This window comes from Microvirga sp. VF16 (assembly GCF_016864375.1).
GTDB lineage: Bacteria > Pseudomonadota > Alphaproteobacteria > Rhizobiales > Beijerinckiaceae > Microvirga.
On sequence record NZ_CP069354.1, the window covers coordinates 2,428,973 to 2,453,972 of the forward strand.

26 protein-coding genes are annotated in these 25,000 nt (G+C 62.6%); 13 read left to right on the forward strand and 13 right to left on the reverse strand.

The features are described from left to right. Window positions 1-6: 6 nt before the first annotated feature. Entirely contained in the window at window positions 7-471 is a 465-nt protein-coding gene (locus JO965_RS11515; RefSeq protein WP_203443742.1) for a carboxymuconolactone decarboxylase family protein, read from the reverse strand. Next, window positions 468-959 carry a cupin domain-containing protein gene (locus JO965_RS11520; protein WP_203443743.1) on the reverse strand — a complete coding sequence of 164 codons (492 nt, stop codon included), beginning with the start codon at window positions 957-959 and terminating at the stop codon, window positions 468-470. Before JO965_RS11520 ends, JO965_RS11515 begins: the two co-directional genes overlap by 4 nt. A 216-nt stretch (window positions 960-1,175) precedes the next feature. Here JO965_RS11520 and JO965_RS11525 point away from each other — a divergent pair, with 216 nt between their 5' ends. The 7 genes from JO965_RS11525 (at window position 1,176) to JO965_RS11555 (ending at window position 7,655) form a co-directional block, all read left to right on the forward strand. After that, a complete protein-coding gene (locus tag JO965_RS11525) occupies window positions 1,176-2,087 on the forward strand; it encodes a LysR family transcriptional regulator (RefSeq protein ID WP_203443744.1) in 912 nt (303 codons plus the stop codon). 138 nt (window positions 2,088-2,225) lie between these two features. Continuing rightward, window positions 2,226-3,032 carry a carbon-nitrogen hydrolase family protein gene (locus JO965_RS11530; protein ID WP_203443745.1) on the forward strand — a complete coding sequence of 269 codons (807 nt, stop codon included), beginning with the start codon at window positions 2,226-2,228 and terminating at the stop codon, window positions 3,030-3,032. 11 nt (window positions 3,033-3,043) lie between these two features. Then, a complete protein-coding gene (locus JO965_RS11535) occupies window positions 3,044-3,715 on the forward strand; it encodes an RraA family protein (RefSeq protein WP_203443746.1) in 672 nt (223 codons plus the stop codon). Window positions 3,716-3,766: 51 nt separating this feature from the next. Beyond that, window positions 3,767-4,816, forward strand: a complete 1,050-nt coding sequence (locus JO965_RS11540; protein ID WP_371826875.1) for an ABC transporter substrate-binding protein — start codon at window positions 3,767-3,769, stop codon at window positions 4,814-4,816. 38 nt (window positions 4,817-4,854) lie between these two features. After that, the gene (locus tag JO965_RS11545; protein ID WP_246776820.1) at window positions 4,855-5,973 is read left to right on the forward strand and encodes an ABC transporter ATP-binding protein; all 1,119 of its coding nucleotides are present in this window, start codon (window positions 4,855-4,857) and stop codon (window positions 5,971-5,973) included. Continuing rightward, window positions 5,970-6,851: an ABC transporter permease gene (locus tag JO965_RS11550; protein WP_203443748.1), complete on the forward strand. Its 882-nt coding sequence runs from the start codon at window positions 5,970-5,972 to the stop codon at window positions 6,849-6,851. The genes JO965_RS11545 and JO965_RS11550 overlap by 4 nt, the downstream gene beginning before the upstream one ends. A gap of 9 nt (window positions 6,852-6,860) precedes the next feature. Further along, window positions 6,861-7,655 (forward strand): ABC transporter permease, encoded by a 795-nt coding sequence (locus JO965_RS11555; RefSeq protein WP_203443749.1) that lies wholly within the window; start codon window positions 6,861-6,863, stop codon window positions 7,653-7,655. 236 nt (window positions 7,656-7,891) lie between these two features. On the opposite strand, the gene JO965_RS11560 is transcribed toward JO965_RS11555, so the two are convergent. Next, a complete protein-coding gene (locus tag JO965_RS11560) occupies window positions 7,892-8,566 on the reverse strand; it encodes an RraA family protein (protein ID WP_203443750.1) in 675 nt (224 codons plus the stop codon). 84 nt (window positions 8,567-8,650) lie between these two features. Continuing rightward, window positions 8,651-9,682, reverse strand: coding sequence for a hydroxyacid dehydrogenase (locus JO965_RS11565; protein ID WP_246776821.1), 1,032 nt, complete (start codon window positions 9,680-9,682; stop codon window positions 8,651-8,653). Between the two features lie 184 nt (window positions 9,683-9,866). On the opposite strand from JO965_RS11565, the gene JO965_RS11570 reads away from it, so the two are divergent. The 5 genes from JO965_RS11570 to JO965_RS11590 all read left to right on the forward strand — a co-directional run bounded on the left by JO965_RS11570 (window position 9,867) and on the right by JO965_RS11590 (window position 14,994). Next, the gene (locus tag JO965_RS11570) at window positions 9,867-10,628 is read left to right on the forward strand and encodes an IclR family transcriptional regulator (RefSeq protein ID WP_203443751.1); all 762 of its coding nucleotides are present in this window, start codon (window positions 9,867-9,869) and stop codon (window positions 10,626-10,628) included. A 43-nt stretch (window positions 10,629-10,671) separates the two neighbouring features. Continuing rightward, window positions 10,672-11,631: a tripartite tricarboxylate transporter substrate binding protein gene (locus JO965_RS11575; RefSeq protein ID WP_203443752.1), complete on the forward strand. Its 960-nt coding sequence runs from the start codon at window positions 10,672-10,674 to the stop codon at window positions 11,629-11,631. After that, window positions 11,631-12,095 carry a tripartite tricarboxylate transporter TctB family protein gene (locus tag JO965_RS11580; protein ID WP_203443753.1) on the forward strand — a complete coding sequence of 155 codons (465 nt, stop codon included), beginning with the start codon at window positions 11,631-11,633 and terminating at the stop codon, window positions 12,093-12,095. Before JO965_RS11575 ends, JO965_RS11580 begins: the two co-directional genes overlap by 1 nt. Further along, window positions 12,095-13,603, forward strand: coding sequence for a tripartite tricarboxylate transporter permease (locus tag JO965_RS11585; RefSeq protein ID WP_203443754.1), 1,509 nt, complete (start codon window positions 12,095-12,097; stop codon window positions 13,601-13,603). The genes JO965_RS11580 and JO965_RS11585 overlap by 1 nt, the downstream gene beginning before the upstream one ends. Window positions 13,604-13,731: 128 nt before the next feature. Next, window positions 13,732-14,994 carry an alpha-hydroxy acid oxidase gene (locus tag JO965_RS11590; RefSeq protein WP_246776822.1) on the forward strand — a complete coding sequence of 421 codons (1,263 nt, stop codon included), beginning with the start codon at window positions 13,732-13,734 and terminating at the stop codon, window positions 14,992-14,994. A 109-nt stretch (window positions 14,995-15,103) separates the two neighbouring features. Here the strand turns inward: JO965_RS11590 and JO965_RS11595 are convergent, their stop codons facing one another. Genes JO965_RS11595 through JO965_RS11630 form a run of 8 tightly spaced genes read right to left on the reverse strand, consistent with a single transcriptional unit; the run spans window position 15,104 to window position 22,510 of the window. Then, complete coding sequence (locus JO965_RS11595) at window positions 15,104-16,036, reverse strand: dihydrodipicolinate synthase family protein (RefSeq protein WP_203443756.1); 933 nt, start codon at window positions 16,034-16,036, stop codon at window positions 15,104-15,106. A 28-nt stretch (window positions 16,037-16,064) separates the two neighbouring features. Further along, window positions 16,065-16,412, reverse strand: coding sequence for a 4Fe-4S binding protein (locus tag JO965_RS11600; protein WP_203443757.1), 348 nt, complete (start codon window positions 16,410-16,412; stop codon window positions 16,065-16,067). Between the two features lie 10 nt (window positions 16,413-16,422). Further along, the gene (locus tag JO965_RS11605) at window positions 16,423-17,199 is read right to left on the reverse strand and encodes an enoyl-CoA hydratase-related protein (protein ID WP_203443758.1); all 777 of its coding nucleotides are present in this window, start codon (window positions 17,197-17,199) and stop codon (window positions 16,423-16,425) included. Beyond that, complete coding sequence (locus JO965_RS11610) at window positions 17,196-18,410, reverse strand: CaiB/BaiF CoA-transferase family protein (protein ID WP_203443759.1); 1,215 nt, start codon at window positions 18,408-18,410, stop codon at window positions 17,196-17,198. The genes JO965_RS11605 and JO965_RS11610 overlap by 4 nt, the downstream gene beginning before the upstream one ends. Continuing rightward, the gene (locus JO965_RS11615; protein ID WP_203443760.1) at window positions 18,407-19,768 is read right to left on the reverse strand and encodes an FAD-dependent oxidoreductase; all 1,362 of its coding nucleotides are present in this window, start codon (window positions 19,766-19,768) and stop codon (window positions 18,407-18,409) included. The genes JO965_RS11610 and JO965_RS11615 overlap by 4 nt, the downstream gene beginning before the upstream one ends. Window positions 19,769-19,798: 30 nt before the next feature. Continuing rightward, window positions 19,799-20,659, reverse strand: a complete 861-nt coding sequence (locus JO965_RS11620; protein WP_203443761.1) for an ABC transporter permease — start codon at window positions 20,657-20,659, stop codon at window positions 19,799-19,801. Continuing rightward, window positions 20,659-21,462, reverse strand: a complete 804-nt coding sequence (locus JO965_RS11625; protein WP_203444153.1) for an ABC transporter ATP-binding protein — start codon at window positions 21,460-21,462, stop codon at window positions 20,659-20,661. Before JO965_RS11625 ends, JO965_RS11620 begins: the two co-directional genes overlap by 1 nt. 19 nt (window positions 21,463-21,481) lie before the next feature. Next, the gene (locus JO965_RS11630) at window positions 21,482-22,510 is read right to left on the reverse strand and encodes an ABC transporter substrate-binding protein (RefSeq protein ID WP_203443762.1); all 1,029 of its coding nucleotides are present in this window, start codon (window positions 22,508-22,510) and stop codon (window positions 21,482-21,484) included. Between the two features lie 179 nt (window positions 22,511-22,689). Between JO965_RS11630 and JO965_RS11635 the strand changes: the two genes are divergently transcribed. Then, window positions 22,690-23,655 (forward strand): LysR family transcriptional regulator, encoded by a 966-nt coding sequence (locus JO965_RS11635; RefSeq protein ID WP_203443763.1) that lies wholly within the window; start codon window positions 22,690-22,692, stop codon window positions 23,653-23,655. Window positions 23,656-23,893: 238 nt separating this feature from the next. On the opposite strand, the gene JO965_RS11640 is transcribed toward JO965_RS11635, so the two are convergent. Further along, a complete protein-coding gene (locus JO965_RS11640) occupies window positions 23,894-24,793 on the reverse strand; it encodes a hypothetical protein (RefSeq protein WP_203443764.1) in 900 nt (299 codons plus the stop codon). Window positions 24,794-25,000 lie beyond the last annotated feature (207 nt).

Sequence of the window (25,000 nt, forward strand, 5' to 3'; positions counted from 1 at the left end):
CGGATCTCATGCCGCTGCGGCGGAGGCTGCGGCGAGCGGCGGCACGCGGAAGCTGATCGCCAGGCGGTTGTAGGCGTTCATCAGGCCGATGGCGATCGTCAGGTCGGCCAGCTCCTTCTCGCTGAACGCCGCGCGGGCCGCGGCATAGGCCTCGTCCGGCACCTGCGTGTCGCTGACCCGGGTGACCGCCTCGGCCCATCGCAGCGCCGCCTTTTCCCGGTCGCTGAACAGGGGCCCGGCCTCGTCCCAGGCCGGGACGAGCACGAGCTTGTCAACCGGCAGGCCCGCCTTGAGCAGGTCGCGGCTGTGCATGTCGATGCAATAGGCGCAGCCGTTGATCTGCGAGATGCGAAGATACACCAGCTCGATCAGGGCGGCCGGCAGGCCGCTCTGGGCGACATAGCCATAGACGGCGCCGAGGGCCTTGATGCCGCCCGGGGCGGCGGCGGCATAGTTCATCCGTTGGGTCATCGGGCCGATCCTTGCTTCTGGTCCGGGATGACCAGGGCATCATCCTGGCGGTCGATGATGAAGACGGCGAGCAGCTGGGCCGGTTCGTGGGCGCTGGCGTTCTCGCTCACCCGGTGGTGCGCGCCCGGATCCTCGTACCAGCCCTCGCCGGCCCGGTAGACCTTGGCGGGCTCGTCATTGACCTGGCTGCGGATGGCGCCGGAGAGCACATGCGCATAGATGAAGGCGGAGTTGGAGTGGTAATGGGACGGCGACTTGCCGCCCGGAGCGTAGGTCACCTCGAGGGCGATCAGGCGCTTGCCCGGGATGTGCGGGATGGCGCGCTCGAAGACCGTCCTCACCGTCTCGCCGAGGGCCGGCGCATCAGCGGTCTGCGACACCGGCGCCGCCGTGCTGTGCTCCGGTCCGTGGGCGGACGCGGTCGGGCTCGCGAGGGCGAGGGCGGCGGCAGCGGTGGCGATGAAGCTCGTTCGTGGGATCATCCGCATGGTCTTGTCCTCAGGGTGGGATCAGGCATGCGGCGATCTTGCTGCCGCCATGGGCGACAAAACAGGCCCAAGAACAAGCAATACGACTGTACCATCGGCTGACCACATCTCGTCTAATGGTCACCGTGCTTCTCAGACATATCGATGACTTGCATCGCTTGCAGGGGTGCCTTTAGCTTCTGAGGGGGAAGTTTCGTACCAAAAGGCTGTTCGGCAATGAACCTACGCTTCGTCGAGACGTTTCTCTGGGTCGCGAGGCTGGGTAGCTTTAGCGCAGCAGCCGAGAGGCTTCACACCACACAAGCGGCAATTTCGAACCGTATTGCGACCCTGGAACGGGACCTAGGGATCCGTCTTTTCGAGCGTGATGTCCGCTGCGTCCGCCTCACCCCCTTAGGGCAGCAGGCTGTGCCGAAGGCCGAGGAACTGGTGCGGGTCGCCAACGAGTTCCGGGAGGCCGTCAGCGATCCCGGTAGCCTGCGTGGATCGATCAAGATCGGTACGATCGACTCCATCGTTCATGCTTGGCTGCCGCAGTTCATCGAGCGCATCCGGGCGCGCTATCCGAGCGTCGCCATCGATCTCAATACCGACACGAGTCTTGATCTCGCCCGTGAGGTTGCCGAACGACGTATCGACCTTGCACTCATCATGGGGCCGGTGATCGCCCCCGAAATCATCAATCTCGATCTATGCACCTTCGCGTGCACTTGGCTCGCTAGCCCGAAGCTTGGCCTCCCTAACAAGCCACTGTTCCTGGCGGAGGTCGCGGATCATCCCATCCTGGCCTATTCCAAGGACAGCGTGCCTCATCACCGCATTCTGCGGCAGCTCGCCGACGCAGGGATCGAGGATCCGACGATATACAATTCCAATTCCCTCGCCACCATCATCCGGCTGGCGCAGGACGGCATCGGTATAACGCCACTGCCTACCGTGATCGTGCGGGAGCAGCTCGCGACCGGAAAGCTGGTAGCGCTCGATGTGACGCCAGCCTTTCCGCCGCTCGGTTTCCACGCAGTCTATTCCGACCATCCGGATAACCTGATCTCGGCCGTGATGGCGCAAATGGCGCAGGACGTCGCCCACAGTTTCTCATTGGCGCAGACCGACGGAGCGTCCTGGTAGGCTAATGATGAACGGTACAGCACACCGTTTGTGCGGTGCCGAACAAGGAAAACTTAGGCTCCAGGAAAAGTATTTCGCGTTTGTCCCGGCGGGCACGGCACGCTCACATTTGGCCATAGGTTCAAAGGAGGCCGTGACGTGAAAGTCAGTCTAATTCAGATGAATTCCCAGAACAACAAGGCGGAGAATCTGAAAACCGCCGCTGCGATGATCGAGAAGGCGGTAGCCGAGGAGGCGCCGGATCTCATCGTTCTTCCTGAGTACTATGCCTATCTCGGCGAGGGGCGGGACAACATCCACGGCAATGGCGAATTCTTCCCCGACGGCGAGTCCTACAAGCTTATGTCGGGCCTTGCCGCCAAGCATCGGGTGACCATCCACGCCGGCAGCGTCGTCGAGCGCGAGGGCAACAATCATTACAACACCACCCTGGTATTCGGCCCCAATGGGAAAGAGCTTGCTCGCTACCGCAAGATCCACCTCTTCGATGTCGATATCCCGGGCGGCATGAGCTACCGCGAGTCGGACACGATCAGCCGCGGCCAGGACGTCGTTACCTACAAGGTTGGAGACGTCACCGTCGGCTGCGCCATCTGCTACGACATCCGCTTCCCCGAGCTGTTTCGCAAGCTGCGTGATGCGGGTGCCGACGTGATCGTGCTGCCTGCGGCCTTCACCCTGATGACCGGCAAGGATCATTGGGAGATGCTGGCTCGCGCCCGCGCTATCGAGACGCAGACCTACTTCCTCGCGGTCGGACAGGTGCTCTCTCATGCGGACGGCAAGAAGTGGTGCTGGGGCCATTCCATGGTGATCGATCCATGGGGACACATCGTTGCTCAATGCTCCGACAAGGTCGCGACCACCAGTGCACGCCTCGATCTCGACTATATCGAGCACGTGCGCCGCAATGTTCCGGTCGCCCAGCATCACGTCCTGGCCTGAGGAGCGCGCGCATGTTCACTGTCAATGAGATGCCGAAGCAGATCTCTCAGGACCTGATCGCGCTGCTGGAGAAGGTCGAGACCGCCACCGTCGGGCACTTCCTCCATTCGGGCTTCGTCGACCGCGAGCTTCGCGCGGTCCTGCCTGAGAAGCGCGTTGCCGGCACCGCCGTCACCGTGCGGCTGCCGCATGCGGACAGCACGATCCTGCATTACCTTACCAAGCTCGTGCGTCCGGGCGACATCGTGGTGGTGGATCGCTGCGGCGACGACAAGCATGCCTGCTGGGGCGGCGTCGTCACGCATTCCATGAAGATCGCGGGCGTCAAGGCGGGCATCGTCGACGGCCCGGCCACCGACTTCTCGGAAATCCGCCGGGTCGAGATGCCCATGTGGTGCCGCGGCCCGTCGCCGATCACCACCAAGATCCTCGGCCTCGAGGGAGCCATCAACGTGCCCGTGACGGTCGGCGGCCAGGTGATCGAGCCGGGTGATGCGATCCTGGCCGACGAGAGCGGCGTGATCGTCCTCGACCCGGCCGAGGCGAAGGCCGTCGCCGAGCGGGCGATCGGCATGCAGGAAGCCGAGATCAAGCTGTTGGAGCGGCTTCGCAATGGCGAGAAGCTGCCGGATATCTCCGGCGCGACGCGTCTCGTGGAAGAGAAGGCCCGGCGCGTCGCCTGACGCGCCGGTTCGGGAAGAGCAGTCAAAAATCAGAGGGAAACAAAGTCGATGATGAAGCTGCGTATTCTGGTCGGTGTGTCGGCGATGGCTTTTGTCGCCGGTACGCCCGTCCTGGCCCAGACGAAGACGGTGACGCTCGCTGCCTATAGCGGCATCTTCCAGGATCATTACACCAAGGCGGTCATCGAGCCGTTCATGAAGGCTCACCCGGACATCAAGGTCCAATTCTACGGCATGCCGAATTCGGCCCAGATGCTCGGGACGCTCCGCGCTCAGAAGGCCGCGCCGCAGATCGACGTCATGATCATGGACGTGTCCGTTTCGAAGGCGGCCACCGACGAGGGCCTGTTCGACAAGATCGACGAGAGCGTTTCGAAAAACGTTGCCGACCTATATCCGACCGCCCGCATCGAGGGTGTCGGCGGTGTCGCGGTGACCTTCGACAATCTCGTCCTTCTCTACAACAAGGATCAGGTCAAGACGCAGCCCACCTCCTGGAACGCTCTCTGGGACAAGCAATATGCCGGCAAGGTCACGATCCCGGCGGTACCCGACATCCAGGGCACGACGCTTACGATCATCGCCAACAAGATGGCCGGTCAGGAGGACTACAAGAAATCCGTCGATGCCGGTATCAAGAAGCTCGGCGAAGTCGCTCCCAACGTACAGACCTGGGACCCGAAGCCCGACGTCTACACGCCCATCGCCAACGGCCAGGCGGCTCTCGGCATCGGCTGGAACGCCCGTGCGCAGGTCTATGCGGACACGTCCGGCGGCAAGCTCGGCGTGGTCCTGCCGCAGGAGGGCAGCGGCTTCCAGATCAACACGATCAATCTGGTGAAGAATGCGCCGGCGGGCGACGCCGCGAAGACATTCATCGACTATGCGCTCAAGCCTGAGACCCAGGCGGCGTTCACGGAAGCGATGTTCTACGCGCCGACCAACACGAAGGCGCAGGAGAAGATCTCCAAGGAGGCACTGGCCCGCACGGCGGCCGGCTCGATGGACAGGATGATCGCCATCGACTGGATCGCCGTTGCTGGAATCCGCGATGCGATCACGGAGCAATGGCGCCGCCGCGTCATTCCGCTGAGCCGCTAACCGCACCTGCCGCAGCCGAACGCCCGCTGGAGAAAGCCATGATGCATCAGACAATCCGCTCCGGAAGCCCGATTGTATCCGACGATCGCGACGTGCACCTGCGCCTCGATGGACTCTCGAAGCGCTATGGCGACGCCGTCGCCGTCGCAACCCTCGACCTGTCGGTTCCGAAGGGAGAACTGGTGGCGCTTCTCGGACCGTCCGGCTGCGGCAAGACAACGACCCTGCGCATGGTCGCCGGCCTCATCAAGCCGACCGACGGACGCATCGTGGTTGGTGGGCATGATATCACGGTGATGCCGCCCTACCGGCGCGACATGGGGCTCGTGTTCCAGTCCTATGCCCTGTTTCCCCATATGAGCGTGGCGAAGAACGTGGCCTTCGGGCTCGAGATGCGCTCCGTGCCGAAGCCTGAGATCGAGCGGCGCGTCAAGGAGGCGCTCGCCATGGTGCGCCTCGAGGCGCTCGCCGAGCGCAAGCCACGCGAACTCTCGGGCGGGCAGCAGCAGCGTGTGGCCCTTGCCCGCGCTCTCGTGATCCGCCCCTCGATCCTCCTTCTCGACGAGCCGTTGTCGAATCTCGATGCCAAGCTGCGTGACGAGATGCGCAACGAGATCCGTGACATTCAGCAAAGCCTGGGCATCACGGCCGTCTTTGTCACCCATGATCAGGTCGAGGCGCTCAGCATGTGCGACAAGGTCGTGGTCATGCGCGGCGGCAAGCTCGAACAGGTGGGAACACCCGTCGACGTCTACGAGCATCCGGCGACCCCGTTCGTTGCCTCCTTCGTCGGCCGCACCAATCGCCTTGAGGGCACGGCCCATGGGGATGGTCGCGTCGCCATAGGCTCCATGGACGTGCGCGTACCCGGCCGACCGGGCGGCAAGGTCGAGATCATGATCCGCCCGCACCGCATGAAACTCGTCGAGGCAGGCTCTGGCGAGGATGTAGCCGCCGACGGAGTGAACCGTATCGCCGGGCGCCTGACGCGTGTCACCTTCATCGGCGACCTGCTTCAATATCATGTCGACGTGGACGGTACGGAGATCGTCGTCGAGGCCGCCTCCGATCATGGGCGCGGCTTCCGGAAGGTCGGGACGCCCGTGGCCGTGCTCTGGCGTATCGAGGATACGATGGTGTTCGGGAGGGGCGCATGACGGCAATCGCTGCCCCTACGGCTCCCGCCATGCCCCGTCTGGCCCTCGGCCGGACAGGAACCGCGATGGCTCTGCTCCTTCCCATCGCAATCATCAACACCATCGGGTTCATCCTGCCGGTCCTCAACCTGGCGCGGATGTCGTTCAACGAAGCCCTGACCGGCGGTGGCGTGCGTGAAACCTTCACGCTCGCCAACTGGACCGGCCTCTTCGGCGATTCCTTCTATGTCGAGCTGATCGTCAACTCGATCACCGTGAGCCTCGGCATCACGCTGGCGACCCTCGTCGTATCCTATCCAATCGCGCTTTATCTCCACCGCAGCTCCGGACGGTGGCGCACCTTTCTGACCGTTCTTGTCATCTCGCCGCTGCTCACCTCCGCGGTGGTGCGTACCTATGGCTGGATCGCGCTTCTTTCCGAGCAGGGGCCGATCGCCAGCTCCATCGCGGCGATGGGCTTCACGCCGCCGCGGCTGATGTTCAACACGACCGGTGTGATCATCGGCCTGACCGAGATCCTGATGCCCTACATGATCCTGTCGCTGCTCGCCGGCTTCGGGCGTCTCGATCCACGGGTGGAGGAGGCGGCGATGACGCTTGGCGCCTCGCCGGCCAAGACATTCTGGCGGGTGATCCTGCCCCTGACGCTGCCCGGCATCGCGCTTGGCTGCCTTCTCTGCTTCGTGCTGGCGGTGTCCTCCTTCATCACCCCGAAGCTGCTCGGGGGAGGGCGGGTCTTCTTGCTCGCGACCGAGATTTATGACCAGGCCATCGTCACCCTGAATTGGCCGCTCGCCGCGACACTCTCGATGCTCGTTCTGATCATTTTCGGGGCCGCGCTTGGAGCCTATGCCCGCGTCCTGCGCGCTATCGACTAGGAGCCTCTCATGGAAGCGAATGAAACCTCGGTGCCCATGAAGATCCTCGTGGCACTCCTGTTCCTGTTCCTGCTGGCACCCGTGATCCTCGTCGTGCCAATCTCTTTCAGTGGCGAGCAGATCCTGTCATTCCCGCCGGAGAGCTGGTCCCTGCGCTGGTATGCAGCGCTCGCGGACAATCCGAAGATGATCTCCGCTTTCTGGACGAGCCTGATGCTCGGCGCGATCGTGACCGTGATCTCGCTCGCGGTCGCGATCCCAGCCGCTTACGTGATCGTGCGGATGCGGACCTTCGGATCGGCATTCCTCTACAACCTTTTCACCGCACCGCTGCTGCTCCCCACCATTGTGCTGGGGCTCGCGATTCTCATCGTCTTCGCATCTGTAGGCTTTCTCGGTACCTTCCCGGGCCTCATCATCGGCCACCTCGTGATCACGTTGCCCTATGCCCTGCGCGTGCTGGCGACGACCCTCGGCAACCTCAACCTCGCCTGTGAGGAAGCGGCCTCGACACTTGGCGGACGTCCACTGACAGTCTTCCGGCGCGTGACGCTGCCCATGATGGCGCCCGGCATCGTGGCGGCGACGGCCCTGTGCTTCCTCGTCTCCTTCGATGAAGTGGTCATCACGCTCTTCCTCACTGGGCCGCGCCTCACCACTCTGCCGGTGGAGCTGTTCCACCATGTGGAGAGCCGAGCCGATCCATTGGTGGCGAGCGTGTCGGTCCTGCTGATCCTGCTCACCCTTGCGGTGGTGATGATCGTCGACCGTACGGTCGGCCTGTCGAAGACCTTCGTGAAGTGAGAGCATGAGGCCCGAGACCGCGATTAGCGAGTTTGAAATGGACTCGGGAGCATGAAGGGAGCGACCGGCTGAAGCAGCCGGTCGTTCGGACATCAGAGGCTAGCGCATCGTGTGGACCCGAAGGGCCACGCCAGTGAAAAGTGGATCCGGTTTTCTGCTTCGAACGATGCGCTGCTTAGGGGATTGAGCATCGGATTGGATTTCAAAAGTGCGAATCCACTTTTGGGACCGATGCTCTAGATTCCTTCGCACCCCAGTCGCTTCAACGTCTCATCCACCCATGGCTTGGACACGCGTCCTTCCTGGGTTGCCGCCATGATTTTCGCTTCGGCTTCCTGCTTTGCTTTGGCGTCTGCATAGATCGTTGCCGTGTCGCCGAAGGGGACGCAGAGCAGGCCATCGTCGTCGCCGAGGATCAGGTCGCCGGGTTCAACGACCATTCCATCAATGGCAATTGGTACGTTGATTTCGCCCGGGCCGTCCTTGTAGGGACCGCGATGCGTCACGCCTGCCGCGAAGACAGGGAATTTGCCGACGCGGATGTAACCGTAATCGCGCACTGCACCGTTGATCACGATTCCTCCGAGGCCGATCTTCTCGGCGTGGGCAAGCATGAGTTCGCCGATGATGGCGTTCGTCAGGTCACCTCCGGCGTCGACGACGATGATATCGCCCGGTTCTGCGATCTGCAAAGCCTTGTGCACCATGAGGTTGTCACCCGGACGGGTCTTCACGGTCAGCGCAGGGCCGGCGAGAACGCCGCCGGCATGGAGAGGACGCAGCCGCGTGCCGCCAGCCGTCATGCGCGACATGACATCGCTCACGTTGGCCACGGGCAACTCCCGAAACTGCTGGACAATTTCCACATCGACCCTTCGCTGGCGGGGTAGAACTCTGAATCCGATGGTCACTCTAAATGCTCCCTTTCACGATCTTGTGTGGTTCTGAACACGACGCGGAGATCGGGATGATGGAGCCGCGTCGTGTCGGCTCGGCTAGCGTGCGGCGGCCTGGAACGCCGGATTCGCGACACTCTTGAGGTCGGGGCCATCACCGTCCAGGACGCTGATGATGTGACGCGCGGCTGTTTCCGCCATGGCCCGCATGGCGCCCTTTGCCGCTCCGCCCGTGTGCGGCGTCACGATGATGTTCGGGAGTGACCAGAGCGGGCTGTCTTTTGGAGGTGGCTCTTCCGCGAAGCTGTCGAGCCCAGCTCCCGCTATGGTGCCACTGCGCAATGCCTTAACCAGTGCATCCTCGTCGGTGATGCCTCCACGCGCCGTGTTCACGACAAAGGCACTCGGTTTCATTCTGTCGAGACGTTCGGCATTGATGAGGTGGCGCGTTTCCGCCGTTAGCGGACAATGCAGACTGACGATGTCCGATGTCTCGAGGAGTGTGTCGAGATCCGTTTCACGCCTGACTTCTTGCGGCAGTTCGGGCGTGTATGGGTCGAAGACCGTGACGATCATTCCCAATGCGCGCGACAGCGTCGCAACTTCCTGGCCAATCGCGCCGAAGCCCACCAGACCTAACTTCGCACCCGCAAGATCGCGCCCGACATAACTTGCCTTGGGCCATTCACCGCCTTTGACCGCTCGGTCCAGCGGCACGATGTCCTTCAGCAAGGCGATCATCAGGGCGATGGTGTGTTCTGCCACCGAACGGGCGTTGGCGCCGAGCGCCCGAAGAACCGGGATGCCACGCTGGGCGGCGGCCTCAAGGTCGATGTTGTCGACTCCAGTACCATGCTTTGCGATCACCTTGAGACGCGGCGAAGCGCCAATGACTGCTTCATTGACCTGTCCTTGCCGGACGATCAGTCCCTCGATCTGGAGTTCTGCCGCGAGCTTCGCAATGTCGTCTGATGAGGCATAGGGCGGGCAGTAGTAGGTCTGCAGGCAATGCGCTTCCAAGGCAGCAACAGCTTCCCCTGCGAGGGCGGAGCCTGTGATGAGCACGGCCCGCCGCTGGTCTGATTGCGCCGTCACCATCGGCGCCGCTTCCTCAGGCTGATTTACCAGCACTTTCTTCTCCCATTTCACGGCCTGTCTTTCCGTCGAACTGCAGCGCAGTCTTCAGGCCTCAAAAGCTTGATGAACACATGACAGTCGCCCCACGAAATTTTCTTGCGTGAAGGCATGCTTTGACAGAAGCACATTTCCGCGGTATTTCATAGTGAGAAATGGCGTTACGCAGAGTGAAACGATCATGGCAAGGCAAGCCTTGGATATCGAAGCGCGGGAAGAGGGTGGGGTGATCGCAGTCGAGCGTGCCTTGTCCGTGCTCGATGCGTTCACGATTGACGACCGATCCCTCAGTCTGGCGGAGTTGGCACGACGGGTTGGCCTTTCGAAGCCGACTGTTCTCCGTTTCACGAAGTCACTTGCTCGGGCCGGATACCTCGTCCGCAACGACGATGCGACCTGGCGTCTGGGACCGAAGCTCGCTCGATTGGGAACCCTTTACCAAGCTGGCTTCCGGATTGAGGACTACGTTCAGCCAGCACTTCGGCGCCTGGCGCAGGAGACCGGGGAAAGCGCGGCGTTCTACGTTCGGGAAGGCAACATGCGCGTCTGCCTGTTCCGCGTGGATTCGCCGCAATCCATTGGACACCATGCCCGGACGGGTGATCTGCTGCCTCTCGACCGCGGTGCGCCCGGACGCGTGCTCCTCGCCTTCAGTGGCGAGCCCGGGGAAATCTACGATCAAATCCGTGGCGACTACTTCTATGCAACGTTCGGCGAGCGCGATCCGCAAGTCGGTAGCGTCGCTTATCCAGTGTTCCGAATTGGCCAACAGCTCGCCGGGGTCCTTGCCGTGACGGGCCCGACGGGACGGTTCGATGGAGACGCTGTTGCGCGCCATCTGGAGCCGCTGCGATCCATTGCCAACGAACTCACACGACAGCTCGGCGGAAAGACCGAGGACCAGAATTCGACCCGCAGGCCACGCGCATCTGCTCGCGCCTGAGGCGAATAAACCCGATCAGCAGTGATCATAAGGAGAGGAAACTGTGCTGAAGGTTCTTAAAACGCTGTGCATCGGCGCGCTCGCCGTGAGCGCCACCGCAACGGCCGCTTACGCCGAGTGGCCGAAAGACCGTCCCATCGAGATCGTCGTGGCGTTCGCCCCGGGCGGAAGCACCGACGTCATGGCTCGCGCGATGCAGCCGTACCTGGAGAAGGAACTGGGCGCGAAAATCGTGATCGTCAACAAGCCCGGCGCTTCGGGTGAGATCGCTTATACCTACCTCTCCCAGGCCAAGCCGGACGGTTACACCTTCTCGTTCATCAACACGCCCGGCTACCTGTCGATGCAGGTGCAGCGCAAGCTGCGGTATGATCCGAAGAGCATCCAGGCCGTGGCGCGCATCGTCGACGATCCGACGGCCTACGTCGTGAAGGCCGACTCCCCGATCAAATCGCTCAAGGAACTCGTTGCACAGGCCAAGGCGAAACCTGGGTCCGTGTCGGTCGGCAGCTCCGGCGTCGGCACCGATGACCACTTGGCCATGATCCTGCTGGAATCGGCAACCGGCGTGTCCCTGACGCACGTGCCGTTCCCCGGCGCGGGTGAAACGAGAACCGCACTTCTCGGCAATCACATCACGACGGGCGGCCTGAACGTCAGCGAGTTCGCGAGCGGCGACACGAGCAGCGTTCGTCCGCTAGCCCACTTTGGCGACAAGCGCTCTCCTGAGGCGCCGGACGTCCCGACGGCTCAGGAGCAGGGGATCGAGGTCTTCATGAGCTCGGAGCGTGGTCTTGCCGCGCGCCGGGACGTGCCAGCCGACATCCGCACCAAGTTCTCGGATGCGGTGAAGAAGGTCGTCGACAATCCTGAGTTCAAGGAACAGGCCAAGAAGCTTGCCCTTCCGCTCGCCTATCTGTCGGGCGAGGAATGGGAGCAGCAGATGCCGAAGCGCCTCCAAGCGTTCCAGGACATCTGGAACAAGACACCCTGGGTGCAATAATGGCCAGCCGCTCGACACTCGGGCGGAAAGGTAACCAACCTGATCTTCTTGCTGGCTTGATCTTCATCGTCGTGGGAGCGCTCGGCCTTTGGGCCGGGCGCGACCTGAGGATGGGCAATGCCGCCATGATGGGTCCGGGTTACCTTCCGCTGATCGTCTCGGCGCTGATCCTGCTGATCGGCCTCGGGGTGACAATCATGGGACTCCTGCGCTCCGGCGAACCTCTCGGTGTCGTTCGGCTGCGCCCGCTCCTGATCATTCTCGTCGCGGTCGCGGGTTTTGCCTACGCAGCGGGATCCCTTGGCTTCATCATCGCGGCCGCATGGCTCATCGGCATCGGCAGTCTGGCCGATCCTGAGACGCGCCTTCGCGAGATCGCCGCTTCCATCGTGGTGCTGACGATTTTCGGCATCCTCGTTTTCATCATTGGACTGGGCGTCCAGATGCCGTTGGGGCCGTTCTGATGGAATTGTTCGACTCACTCATTCTCGGGTTCAGCACGGCTGTCACCCCGACCAATCTTCTGTTTTGTCTCATTGGCGCCCTGCTGGGCACGCTCATTGGCGTCCTGCCAGGAATCGGCCCGACGGCAACCCTGGCAATCCTCCTGCCGATCACATTCTTTTTGCCGCCGCTGGCGGCGCTGATCATGCTCGCGGGTATCTTCTATGGCGCGCAGTATGGCGGATCGACGACGGCCATCCTGGTGAACCTGCCAGGCGAAGCGTCATCGGTGGTGACCGCACTTGACGGCTACCAGATGGCCAAGCAGGGCCGGGCAGGGGCGGCCCTGGCCATCGCTGCCCTGGGTTCGTTCTTCGCGGGAACCGTCGCGACCATCGGGTTGGCGATTGCGGGACCGACTCTCGCGGGCTTTGCGCTCTCGTTCGGGCCGGCGGAGTATTTCTCGCTGACGGTCTTCGGATTGCTGTGCGCAACGGTTCTCGCCAGCGGTTCGGTGATCAAAGCCATCGGCATGATCTGCATCGGCCTTCTTCTCGGATGGGTGGGGACGGACGTGAACAGCGGGTCCGAGCGCCTCACCTTCGGTGCCGTGGAACTCTTTGACGGTATCGAGTTCGTCGTCATTGCCGTCGGGCTTTTCGGGATCGCCGAGATCATCATCAACCTCGAATCCCCGGAACTCCGCGGTCTGATCGCGTCCAAGATCACCCGTCTTTGGCCGACCCGCGAGGACTTCCGTAGAGCCTGGCCCGCGGTTCTCCGGGGAACGGGCCTTGGAACCTTTCTCGGTATTCTTCCCGGCGGCGGGGCGACGCTCAGTGCGTTCAGCGCCTACACCTTCGAGAAGAAGATGTCCCGCAACCCGCAACAGTTCGGCAAGGGGGCCGTTGAAGGTGTGGCGGCTCCGGAGGCGGCCAACAATGCCGGCGCCCAATCATCGTTCATTCCGTTGCTGACGCTTGGCATTCCGTCAAACGCGATCATGGCGATGTTGCTCGGCGCCATGACCATCCATGGCATCACGCCCGGTCCGTCTGTCATGCAGAATCAGCCCGATCTCTTCTGGGGACTGATCGCCAGCATGTGGATCGGAAACCTCATGCTGCTCGTCATCAATCTGCCGATGATCGGCCTGTGGGTTCGCCTTCTGACGGTGCCGTACCGTCTGCTCTACCCGGCGATCCTGCTGTTCTGCTGCGTCGGCGTCTACAGCGTCAGCAACCGGGCGTTCGACGTCGCTCTCGCGGTCGGCTTCGGCTTCCTCGGTTATCTTTTCCGCAAGGCGAAATGCGAGCCCGGCCCGCTGTTGCTCGGCTTCGTCCTGGGACCTCTGCTAGAGACGAATCTGCGACGCGCCATGCTGATCTCGCAGGGAAGCCCGAGTGTCTTCATCGAGCGGCCGATCAGCCTGACCCTCCTCATTGCGTCAGTGGCCTTGTTCATCTTGCTCCTGGTGCCAGCCATCCGCAAAACCCGCGAGGAAGCTTTCGTTGAGGAGGAGGCCTGAAACAATTCGTGGTTGGAGCCACCGCCCAGCCGGGCCTTCCACTCGAAGCGGCGTAAGCTTTGCGAAGGCACGGCTCTGTCCCTCATCCACGAGACATCAAAGACAAGAAGGCCATGGGGATTTCTGACATGCCGCGCGGTCTTGACCGTTCCACGGCGGACCTCAAAGCAACGCCTGTCCAGGCTACGGTGCGGACGCCTCCTGCCGCTCTCCCGCGGCGCCTTCGCCGGATTCTGGCACTCGACGACTTCGAATCTGCGGCACGCCGCCACCTGCCGCGGCCGATCTTCGGATACGTCTCGGGCGCCGCCGAAACCAATGCCTCCCTCCGCGATAACCGGTCGGCATTCGAGGAGTTCGGCTTTGCCCCGCGGGTGCTCGTCGACGTGTCCAAGCGAACGCAGAGCGTCGAACTGTTCGGCCGCACATACGCGGCTCCCTTCGGGATCGCTCCCATGGGCATCAGCGCTTTGTCCGCCTACCGCGGCGATCTGGTCCTGGCATGCGCAGCCGGGCAGGCGAATATCCCCATGATCATGAGTGGATCCTCCCTCATTCGTCTAGAGGACGTCGTCAAGGCGAATCCTGCGGCTTGGTTTCAGGCATATCTGCCGGGTGAACCGGACCGGATCCTCGCTCTGCTGGAGCGGGTGGAGAAGGCGGGCTTTGGGACACTCGTGCTGACCGTGGACACGGCAGTTCTGGCCAATCGCGAGAATAACATTCGAAGCGGCTTCTCCACTCCGCTTCGTCCCAGTTTACGCCTTGCCTGGGATGGCATGATACGGCCGAACTGGACGCTGAACACGTTCCTGCGAACGTTGCTCAGGCACGGCATGCCCCACTTCGAGAATTCCCACGCGACGCGTGGCGCACCGATTCTGGCCAAGAGCGTGATGCGGGACTTCGGCGCCAAGGACCACTTGAACTGGCATCATCTGGAACTGATCCGCGATCGGTGGAAGGGACGCTTGGTCGTCAAGGGAATCATGTCCAGGGAGGATGCCTGCATTGCCCGGGACAGCGGCGTCGACGGCATCGTCGTCTCGAACCACGGTGGCCGGCAACTCGATGGCGCGGTCTCGCCTCTCCGCGTCCTGCCGGACATTGCGGATGCCGTGGGAGCGGCAATCCCAGTCATGATGGACGGCGGTGTACGGCGAGGCTCCGATGTGCTGAAAGCCATTGGCCTCGGCGCAACGTTCGTGTTCGTCGGCCGCCCGTTCGTTTATGCGGCAGCAATCGGAGGCGAGGCTGGTGTCAGCCAAGCAATCAGTATTCTGTCGACGGAGATCAACCGCAACATGGGTCTTCTCGGCATCAACTCACTTGAGGAAATGGGCCCGGATCGACTGATCACGCTCAATCGCGTAGGTGGAGGGCAAGCCTGAGAGCTAAGCCTGGAGTGCCAACGAGGTATGAAGGATCCGAACTGGAGGATCAGGCCGATACGCACCGTACCGGCAGTCGGGCGAGGACCGGCATAGGCAAGTCAACTCTTCAATGCGGCACGCTCCGATGATATTCGAATGCCTCCACGACGGATTGGCGCTCATTCTCGCTCAATGGAACGAGCGGCGGCAACGGCACCGCCAAGGACGGATCGTGATGAATATGGGCCAGGACGGCCTTGACTCCGGGAACGAGAGGCCGGCCATCGAAAATCCGCCGGATTGACACCGCTGCGGCCAAGGCCCGTTCGTCACCGTCATGGAAGGCCCGTGCGCATAGATCCGCGTTCAGGTTGGCAGTCGCTGAGATACATCCGGCGAATACGCCAGCACGCGCTTCGAGCAGGACCGCTTCATTGGACGGGAAGACCTGCAGGCTCGGAGAGAGTGCCGCCACCCGTCGTGCATAATCAAGATCGCCCGAGGAATCTTTCACGCCGGCAATGCGCTCGCCGAACTCGGATCGAAGCTGCTGGACCAAATCGACCGTATACGGCACGCCTGACATTACGAGGAAATGGTACAGGTAGATCGAAATGGGCCGAAATCGGGTTTCCTCGACGATCGCCTCGATGAGGCGGATGATCCCGTCATCCGACACACCCTTGTAATAGAACGGTGGCAGCACGAGGGCGCCCGCAAAGCCGATCTCTGCGGCATGTCGGGTCAGCACAAGTGCGTCCCTGATTGCTGCCGCGCCGGTGCCAACCATCAGTCGATGCAGAGGCAGGCCTGCATCGGCCACTGCCGACATCAGAGCCATACGTTGCTCACGCGTGAACGATGTGGCCTCACCTGTGGTGCCGAGAATATTCAGTCCGTCACAGCCGTGAAACAGGAGATGCTCGGCGAGAGCGATGAAGCGATCAATATCGGGTTCGCCTGTCGAGGTGATCGGGGTCGCAATGGCCGCGATCACGCCAGATAAACGCCGCCCTGTACCGCATTCCGGGATAGCCTCGGATGTCTTGGAATCGAGCATGTCTTGAGCCCTCTTGTGAACCCGGCCTTCAGGCTGCGTCAATAGAAGCCGAGGAAGCCGCGTAAACAGACACGATCGGATGATCGCGGTTGGTGATAAATTTCGGCGAAGCACCGCCGGGACTGCCCCAGCCGGTCACGTCAGGACCAAAGAACTCCGCGTTGATCGCCTGGAACCCTGCTTCGTGCGGTGGCAGATCGGCCTCATCGAAGATCGCCTGTACAGGGCAAACCGACAGGCAGAGACCGCAGCTGATGCACTCGTCCTGATGGATGTACATCATCCGCCCGCCCTCGTAGATGCACTCCACGGGACAGGCTGTCTGGCAATCCCCGTCCTTCACGTCGATGCAGGCGGATGCAATCACATAGGCCATCGGAGCCTCCCTATCGGCCCTGCCACACCGGGGCGCGCTTCTCCTGGAACGCACGCACCCCCTCATCCTGGTCCTGCGACTGCAGGGCCTCAACCAAGGCGGGCAAGCGCAGGCCTTGCGCCTCCTGCGGTGTCAGGCGGCTGCCTGCGCGAACCATCTGCTTGATGGCGCGGATGGAGAGTGGCGCACAGGCCAGAATATCGTTCACCCAGCGTTCCACGGCTTCATCGAGCTCCGCTCCGGCGACAACCTCGTTGACGAGGCCGAAGCGCAGGGCCTCCGTGGCAGGGACCCGCCTGCCGGTGAGCAGCATCCCCATCGCCCACACGTGAGGGATCCGACGCGGCAGAACCGCAATGCCGCCGTCGAGGGCCAACCGTCCGATCCGGGGTTCGGGCAACCCGAACGACGCATGCTCGGCGGCCACGACGATGTCGCAGCCGAGCACCATCTCGAACCCTCCACCCAGCGCGTGGCCGTTGACTCGTGCGATGACAGGAACATCGAGCGTATCGCGCAGGGCAATGCCGCCGAACCCGCCTGGCCGCGGCGCCGCCCAGTACTCGAGACCGGACGAACCGCTGCCGGACTTCACATCGGCACCGGCCGAAAACGCACGCTCGCCGGCACCGGTCAACACAACCACGCGGACGGAGCGATCGCGCTGGATCCGCTCCCAGATTTCGATCAAGGCGGCCTCGGTTTCCTGATCGACCGCGTTCATCCGATCAGGACGATTGATCGTGACACGGGCAACCCCGTTCGTGACCTCGTATAGGACGCTCATACTACGATCCTTTCACGCTTGAGGTCTTCGATACGCGCGCTGTCGTAGCCCAGTTCGTGCAGGATCTCCTCCCCATGCTCGCCCAGGCTCGGGGGCGCATGGCGGATCTGGAAGCCGCAGGCGCTCATGGTGAGCGGCGTCCCGATCAGCCGCACAGGTTCGTTAATTCCCTCGGCCGTCGCGTCGAGCTCGATGACGGTCCCATTCGTAGCCGTCTGCTCCGACGCGAGCGCCTCCGGAAGGTTCTGGACCGGAGCGCACAACAGGTCCTGCTCCTCGAGCCGCGCGAGCCAGAAGGCCGTGGTGTTGGAGCGGAAGCGCTCCCGGAACCGGGCCTGCAGGTCCGCCTTGTGCTCGACCTGTCCGGCGAAGGTGGCATACCGTGCCTCCTCGGACAGGTCAGGAAGCTCAAGGGCCGCACAGATATCGCGCAGCGGATTGGCCTTGAAGGCGCCGACGAGCACGAGGGCACCATCGGTCGTCTCGAAGACACCCGTCAGCGGGAAGGCCGCCCAGTTCAGGTCGCGGCGGCGCTGGAGCCACATGGCGGCTTCCTGCATCTGCATGGCCAGCATGGAGTCATAGAGCGACACCGACACCTGCTGACCCGCGCCTGTCCTTTCCCGCTGCAGCAAGGCGAGAAGGATGGCCTGCACGAGGTGCATTCCGGCCGTGTAGTCGGCGAGCGCGGTCGGATAGATCGACAGCGGCAGGCTCGGATCGGCTCGACGCGCCATGACCCCCGAGAGGGCCTGAGCCAGCACGTCCTGTCCGCCCTTGTGGGACAATGGACCAGATTGCCCAAAACCCGATCCGAAGGCGCAGATGATCCGGGGATTGATCTTAACCAGATCCTCATACCCGAAGCCCATGCGCTCCATCACGCCGGCGCGGAAGTTGTTGACCACCACGTCGGCGTTGCGGATCAGGCTGTACACGATTTCCTTGCCGGCCGGATTGCGCAGGTCGAGGGCAATCGAACGCTTGTTCCGGTTCAGGCTGCAGAACACCGGATTGTTCAATCCGTCCGGATCATCGGCGATGGAGGTCCGGGACAGGTCGCCCGCACCGGGCCGTTCGATCTTGATCACGTCCGCGCCGTAATCGGCAAGGACCTGGGTGGCGCAGGGGCCAAGCATCACCTGCGTAAAGTCGATGACCTTGATACCGGTGAGCGGCTGCGCCACAGGCGTAGTGGTATGGGCGTTCATTCTGCGGCCTCCACAATTTCAGTTGTCGCGTTTGACGCGGGAACATCGCCGGGGTCGGCGCCCTGCGCCCTCAGGCGGGCCTGCAGGGATTTCACATCGATGAGACCAACGGAGGTGTTCGCTTCGAGCGCAACCGCCGCTGCCACGCCGACCGCCTCGCCCATGGCCATGCAGGGGGGAATCTCGCGCGAGATGCGTTGCGCCGACGAGGTCGCCGAGTAGTGACGCCCTGCGACCAACAGCTGGTCGATCCCCTGAGGCAGAAGCGAGCGGTAAGGATAGTAGTAGTCGCGCCCACGGGCCACGCTGTCCGGGAAATGGCGCCGCTGTGCCACATCCTCCTTGGTCATCACGTACTGCCCTTCCAGGAGCCGCGTCTGCCGGATTCCGAGCTGGGGCGCCACATCGACGATGAAGGCGTTCTGGAAGCCCGGCAGCTTGGCGCGGACGAACTCCAGCAGCGCCGCGATGCGGGTTCTGCCCTCGAAGTCGGCCCGGGTCAGATCGGCGACGCTCAACCCGTCATGGTTCACCATGTGCGGGCAGTTGCACCAGACGATTCCCGGCAGCGGAGTCTTCAGCCACCACTTGTCCCAGGAACCACCCATGATCTTCTTGGCTTCACGGTCGATGGCGTGAAAGGCGTCGGGCTCCTCGAACTCGAACCGCTCCGCCTCTTCCGCATTCACGCCGCCAAGGCGGAACACGGTCGTGACGATGTAGCTACCCTTGATGAAGGGTGCGCCGGCAGAGGCGGCGACATCTAGGTCACCCGTTGCATCGACAATGACGTCGCCCAGGATGGCTTGGCGTCCTTCCTTGCTCTCGACGATCACACCCTTCGCCTGACCGTCTTCGACGATGGTCTTCGAGAACCAGGAGTGCAGGCGCAGCTGGATCTTGGCTTCCGCCACCATATCGTTGGCGACGCGCTTGAACCCGTCGGGATCGAAGGCAGCGGCGTAGCAGATCGGCTGCGGCTTCTGGTGCGAGTGGAAGTCGAACACCCCCCAGCGGGACCACTTGCGCCACAGATTCCAATCCGAAACGCGTTCTTCCTCCGGTGGCGTGACGCAAAGCCCGAGCCGCTCCATGCGGTCGATCATTTCGGTACAGAGGCCCCGAACGCTGATCTCGGTGCCATTGCACATGTCATCAAGGACGAGAACCATGCCACCGGAGGCAAGGCCGCCGAGATAGGCATAGCGTTCCAGCAGGATGACCGAGAGGCCCTGGCGGGCGCCCGCCACTGCAGCGGAGATACCTGCCGGTCCGCCACCGACCACGACGAGATTGGCGCGAGCGGCGACAGGCACAGAGCCACCGTCTTCAGAGATGAAGTCACGAGTCGAAGTCATTGTACTTGTCCTTGTTGCAGGGCCGGCGCATCAGTTCGCGCGGGCGGTGTTCCACTTCAGCAGGCGACGCTCCAGCATCGAAACCAGACCGAAGAACACGGCCGAGAAGGTGGAGCCGACCACGATCGTGGCGTAGAGCAGCGGCGAGTCGAAGTTGTACGTGGCCTGGATGATCAGAGCGCCGATGCCATTCGTAGAGCCGATCCACTCGCCGACGATGGCGCCGATGACGGCCATGGAGGCGGCGATCTTGAGCGCCGAGAACAGGTACGGCAGCGAGTTTCTGACCCGAAGCTTCCAGAAGACTTCGCGCGGGCTGGCCGAGAGAACCTTCATGAGTTCGAGCGCCTGTGGATTCACGTCACGCAGGCCGCGGGTCATGTTCACCAGCGTCGGGAAGAAGCAAACCAGCGCCGCGATAGCGATCTTCGGTTCCATTCCGTTGCCGAGCAGCAGCACCAGGATGGGCGCCTTGGCGACCACAGGAATGGTGTTGATCATCACGGCGACAGGGAAGAAGGCTTCCTCCGCAGCCTTGCTGTAGACGAATGCGGTTGCGATCACGATTGCGATCAGATTGCCGAGCAGAAATCCAAGCACTGCCTCGGTTGCTGTCGGCACAAGGTTGGCGAACAGGATGTCGGCCTTCGCAACCAGAACGCTTGCTACGGCCCAGGGTGATGGAGCGATGAACGGCTGCACGTCGAACACCGCGACCACCGCACCCCAGAGGACGATCAGTCCTAAGATAGCGACGATGGGCAATAACCGCTTGCGCCAGGCGAGGCGCCGCTGAGCGGCAATGAAGCGTGCCTGTTCCGCTTCGTCGTTGGCGAAGGCACCACCGAAGTTGACCGCGGATACGGCAGGAGAAAGGACTGTCTGGCTCATCAGCACGTCTCCAGAACACGGCGCAGGTGTCCGGCGAGTTCGACGAACTCGGCGGTTTCCCGTTGAGGCAGGCGCCGGGGGGTAGGAAGGTTCACGTCGACCAATTCGCGCACGCGGCCAGGACGCGCTGCCAGAAGGAGAACCTCCTGACCCAGGAACGCCGCCTCGTAGATCGAGTGGGTGACGAACAGAATGGTCGTTCCGGTCGATTCCCAGACCTGCAAGAGCTCCTCGTTGAGCCGGTCGCGGGTGATCTCGTCGAGAGCGCCGAATGGCTCATCCATCAGGAGGAGCTTCGGTCCTGACACGAGAGCACGGGCAATCGACACGCGCTGCCGCATGCCGCCGGAGAGCTCATGCGGATATGCTTCCTCCCAACCCGAGAGACCGACCAGGGCCAGGAGTTCTCTCGGGTCACGGTTGCTCGACCGCCGCACCCCTCCAACCTCGAGTGGGAGCATGACGTTTTCCAATGCTGTCCGCCATGGCAGGAGAGCGGCATCCTGGAAGACGAAGCCGATCTCGCGGTTGCGGCGGGCGACCTCGGGAGCCTCCCCATTCACCCGGATCTTGCCGGATGTGGGAGCGATCAGGTCGGCCACGACGCGCAGCAGAGTGGACTTGCCGCAACCCGAGGGACCCAGCAGGCTCAGGAAGCTGCCCTGAGGCACCGTCAGGTCGATGTTCTCCAACGCTGTCACCGTGCCGCGCTCGGTCGTGAAGCGCACTGTCACGCCTTGGCACTCCACGGCCGGAAGGGCAGTGGCGGCCAGCGAAGGATGAATTTGGGCTTGATAGCTCATCGTGTTCAGCATGGCATCCTCACCCGATCTTCGGACGACCGTCCGCGCTCTTCTCGAGGATCGCGGTCGTGACGACGTCATCGAGCTTCGGCGCACCGGCGGTGAACTGCTTCAGCTCGTCGTAGAGACCGATCTGTTCCTGCCATACCCCCTTATCGAAGGTGCCCCAGCCATTGGCCTTGGTTGCGCCGTTGAAGGCGAACTTCAGGAAGCTCTGGCTCGCCTCCAGCTCGTCATTGCGGACGAGATTCGGATATTCCTTGACCAGGAAGTCCACCGCCTTGTCGGTGTTCGCACGGGCGTAAGCCCAGCCTTTGGCCGTGGCTCGGAGGAAGCCCGCGAGCATGTCGGGTTTCTTCTCGATCAGGCTCTGGGTTGAATAATATGGCAGCGCATAGAGGCGGACGCCGGCGTCCCACAGACGAAGGTCAATGCGGTCGGGCCCGAGGGGCTTCAGGGCTGTCGTGTTCGTGAGCCATCCGGAGACCACGTCGACCTGCCCCGTCAGCAGAGGGCTCATGTCCGAGCCGATCACGACGATCTGGAGATCTTTTTCCGAGATGTTGTGCTTCTTGAGCAGAGCGTTGAGAAGAACGCGGGCGGTCGCCTGGATGCCGACCTTCTTTCCGACCAGATCCTGCGGTGTCCGCACAGGGTTCTTCGGCAGGGAGAAATAGGCGTAAGGATGCTCCTGTGCCCCGACCGCGATGCACTTGACCGGAATCTTCTGCGAGGCCGCCAGCATGAGGGACGGGCTCGAAGAGACCTGACCGATCTCGTGCCGGCCGGAGGCGACGACGGCGACGCCATCGATGTTCGGGCCGCCCGGCTGGATGACGAGGTTGATGCCTTCCTCCTCGTAATAGCCGAGGTTCTTGGCACAGGCCTCGCCGAGCTGGTTATTGTTGGCCAGCCAGCCGAGCTGCAAATTGACGGTTGTGGTTTTGTGCTGGGCATGGGCGAAGCGGGCCCATCCGGGGGTCATGGCCAGTCCAGCAAGCGATGCCTTGAGGACCGTACGGCGTGAAAGCCGAGTTCCGTCTTTCATGTTTTCCTCCTGCCTGGCAGCCGCCGACCGGCCGCATCTGGGCTCACGCACCTGTCTCTGGTGTTTTTCTGATTTTCTGGGTGGTGCAGGACGAATTATCGATTGCGCAGGCGATCTCCGGAAGCATTAAATTTCGCCAGAGGCGATGCCGAAAAAGCAGCGCCCCCGAGGAGGCTCTGATGCACGCCGCCGTCCTACGTTACGTCGATCAGGTCGCCCGGCTCGGCTCTATTCGCCGTGCTGCCGAGGCCCTCAACGTCGCTTCGTCGGCGGTGAACCGGCAGATCCTCAAGCTCGAGGAGGATCTGGGGACGCCCTTGTTCGAGCGCCGTCCCAACGGCGTTGTTCCAACCGCCGCCGGCGAGGTTCTGCTCCGGCACATCCGCGACACCATGTCGGACTTTCAGCGGATCAAGGCGGAGATGGCTAGCCTGTCCGGCGTCATTACCGGCCACGTTAGGATCATCTCCCTCGAGTCCCTGGCGCTGCGGTTTATGCCGCGCGTGGTCGAGGAGCTTTCAACCGCCTACCCACAAGTCACGTTCACGGTGCTCGTCGTGAACCCAAGTGACATTGCGGAGGAGCTGCGATCGGGCCGAACCGATTTCGGAGTGCTGTTCACCGACCGGCGCTTCGAAGGCGTCCAGGTGACGGATACCTTTGCCACCTCGGTCGGTGCCGTGATGCGGCCGGATCATCCACTGGCCGGTCGCAAGAATGTGACGCTGACCGAATGCGCCAAGCACCCGGTGGTCATGCTGCACGACCGCTGGCTTCTCGACGCGATCATGACGACGCAGTTTGCCCAGTCCGGAGCCAGGCTCGAGCCGCGCATCGTCTCGAATTCGATCGAGTTCATGCGGCAAGTCATTCTGAGAAATCTCGGCATCGGGTTCTTCAGCCCCATCGGATTTCTGGACGAGATCAGACGGGGGGAGCTTGTTCATGTGCCCTTGGCAGAACCTCAACTGGCCGGAAGTGGCCTGGGGATTCTGGTCCCGCAACATAAGCGGATGACGCCCTCAGCCCGCATCGCCATGGATCACGTGAGAGCCTCTTTGACGGATTTCCTGCAGGTCTCTCCGAGCTCGGGTGTCGACCAGGAGCGAATAGGAGAACTGAATGAAAATTCGGAAGTGTCGTAACACGCAGCGGGGAATTTGAGTGGCGCGTTCGGCACGGGGTAGAACGTGCATGCTCGTCTTCACCTTAATCAGTCCCGAAAGCGGACTTTCAGCAGGTGCGAAAGGCTCTGAAACTGTTCGCTGGCAAGCTCAAAGTGGACCTTCCTGCCGCTCACCCAAACTTCCTGCTTTTCCCCTTTGCTGACCGACAGGTCACTAAGCACGGCGTTGGAGATCCAGCCATTCCGGGCATGTCGGGTTACCACCGCATACTCAGGCCAAGGATGGGTCCATGCTGAAGCATGTCGAACTCGTAGCGCCGCCGACCTTCGCCCTGAACATAGTCGACGTAGAGCGCCCGGTAGCCGATCACGCCCGAGAACGTGATGCCCTGGTAGGTGCCGAACTCGAAGCCATAGGCGCCGATGGCTTGCCAGGAGAAATCGCTGCCAACGCCAAAGCCGCCGATGTCGCCGCGCAGGAGGAGCTCATGACCCGGCGCTACGGTGTAGCGCACCCGTGCGCCGATCATGGGGTCGAGCCAGTCGACCGAACCGGAGCGGGCGAAGGCCCGAGCCCCTGCGACCTGGAGGTCGCCGATGTCGACCGTGCCCGCGATGGCGAACGACAGGTCCGCCTCCTGGTACCAGTAGCGGGCGCCACCGAGGATATCGAAAGCAACTGGGCCGGAGCGGGCGACCTCATAGGCGGCGCCGACCTCGGCGATGGCCATTTCGATGTCGAGCTTGAGCGAGGCGCCGAACGTTCCCGTGATGCCTGGCGCCAGGGCGCGGGTGCGGAGATCGCCGCCCTCGAACCCGATCTTGCTCCAGACCAAATCGGTGAAGAGGGCAAGCGGGCCGTTGCGGGCCTCGAAGTCGCCCATGAGGGCCACGAGCGTGTCGCTGTGCTCGACGATGTCGATGAAGCTGGCATCGACCTTCACGGAGCGTCCGCGCACGGTCTGGGTGCCGTCCAAGGCGGTGAGCCAGCCATAGGGCACGAAGCGGAAGGTCCACCCCGGCACGGGGGGAGCCTCGATCACGGGCGGTGGAGCAGGAGTCCCCAAGTCTGCGGCGAAGGCGTTGCTTGCGCCTCCGATGAGGAGGCCAACCGGAACCATGATGCTACACGACAGCCACTGCGGAAGGTAACGCATTGCTCCCCCTGGATTGCTGATCCCTTGTCTCTCCCAGCCTGCTCATAGCAGCCGAGGCAGCACCCGCGGTCAAGGCAGGAATCGAGAGCGGTGGGGAGAACCAGAAGGTTTACCCTTGAGTGTTGCTTTCTGGATATGGTGACTGCGACAACATCCGTAGACTCTGAGATTATCCCATGCTGTCTGCAGAAGGCAGAAACGGGGTGC

Coding starts and splice junctions, on each gene's coding strand:
- JO965_RS11580 (WP_203443753.1), top strand. CDS start 11,631: ATGGCCAGCCGCTCGACACTCGGGCGGAAAGGTAACCAACCTGATCTT.
- JO965_RS11620 (WP_203443761.1), bottom strand. CDS start 20,659: ATGAGCCAGACAGTCCTTTCTCCTGCCGTATCCGCGGTCAACTTCGGT.
- JO965_RS11570 (WP_203443751.1), top strand. CDS start 9,867: ATGGCAAGGCAAGCCTTGGATATCGAAGCGCGGGAAGAGGGTGGGGTG.
- JO965_RS11525 (WP_203443744.1), top strand. CDS start 1,176: ATGAACCTACGCTTCGTCGAGACGTTTCTCTGGGTCGCGAGGCTGGGT.
- JO965_RS11600 (WP_203443757.1), bottom strand. CDS start 16,412: ATGGCCTATGTGATTGCATCCGCCTGCATCGACGTGAAGGACGGGGAT.
- JO965_RS11555 (WP_203443749.1), top strand. CDS start 6,861: ATGGAAGCGAATGAAACCTCGGTGCCCATGAAGATCCTCGTGGCACTC.
- JO965_RS11520 (WP_203443743.1), bottom strand. CDS start 959: ATGCGGATGATCCCACGAACGAGCTTCATCGCCACCGCTGCCGCCGCC.
- JO965_RS11550 (WP_203443748.1), top strand. CDS start 5,970: ATGACGGCAATCGCTGCCCCTACGGCTCCCGCCATGCCCCGTCTGGCC.
- JO965_RS11545 (WP_246776820.1), top strand. CDS start 4,855: ATGATGCATCAGACAATCCGCTCCGGAAGCCCGATTGTATCCGACGAT.
- JO965_RS11630 (WP_203443762.1), bottom strand. CDS start 22,510: ATGAAAGACGGAACTCGGCTTTCACGCCGTACGGTCCTCAAGGCATCG.
- JO965_RS11540 (WP_371826875.1), top strand. CDS start 3,767: ATGAAGCTGCGTATTCTGGTCGGTGTGTCGGCGATGGCTTTTGTCGCC.
- JO965_RS11625 (WP_203444153.1), bottom strand. CDS start 21,462: ATGAGCTATCAAGCCCAAATTCATCCTTCGCTGGCCGCCACTGCCCTT.
- JO965_RS11635 (WP_203443763.1), top strand. CDS start 22,690: ATGCACGCCGCCGTCCTACGTTACGTCGATCAGGTCGCCCGGCTCGGC.
- JO965_RS11590 (WP_246776822.1), top strand. CDS start 13,732: ATGCCGCGCGGTCTTGACCGTTCCACGGCGGACCTCAAAGCAACGCCT.
- JO965_RS11595 (WP_203443756.1), bottom strand. CDS start 16,036: ATGCTCGATTCCAAGACATCCGAGGCTATCCCGGAATGCGGTACAGGG.
- JO965_RS11640 (WP_203443764.1), bottom strand. CDS start 24,793: ATGCGTTACCTTCCGCAGTGGCTGTCGTGTAGCATCATGGTTCCGGTT.
- JO965_RS11585 (WP_203443754.1), top strand. CDS start 12,095: ATGGAATTGTTCGACTCACTCATTCTCGGGTTCAGCACGGCTGTCACC.
- JO965_RS11605 (WP_203443758.1), bottom strand. CDS start 17,199: ATGAGCGTCCTATACGAGGTCACGAACGGGGTTGCCCGTGTCACGATC.
- JO965_RS11515 (WP_203443742.1), bottom strand. CDS start 471: ATGACCCAACGGATGAACTATGCCGCCGCCGCCCCGGGCGGCATCAAG.
- JO965_RS11615 (WP_203443760.1), bottom strand. CDS start 19,768: ATGACTTCGACTCGTGACTTCATCTCTGAAGACGGTGGCTCTGTGCCT.
- JO965_RS11610 (WP_203443759.1), bottom strand. CDS start 18,410: ATGAACGCCCATACCACTACGCCTGTGGCGCAGCCGCTCACCGGTATC.
- JO965_RS11535 (WP_203443746.1), top strand. CDS start 3,044: ATGTTCACTGTCAATGAGATGCCGAAGCAGATCTCTCAGGACCTGATC.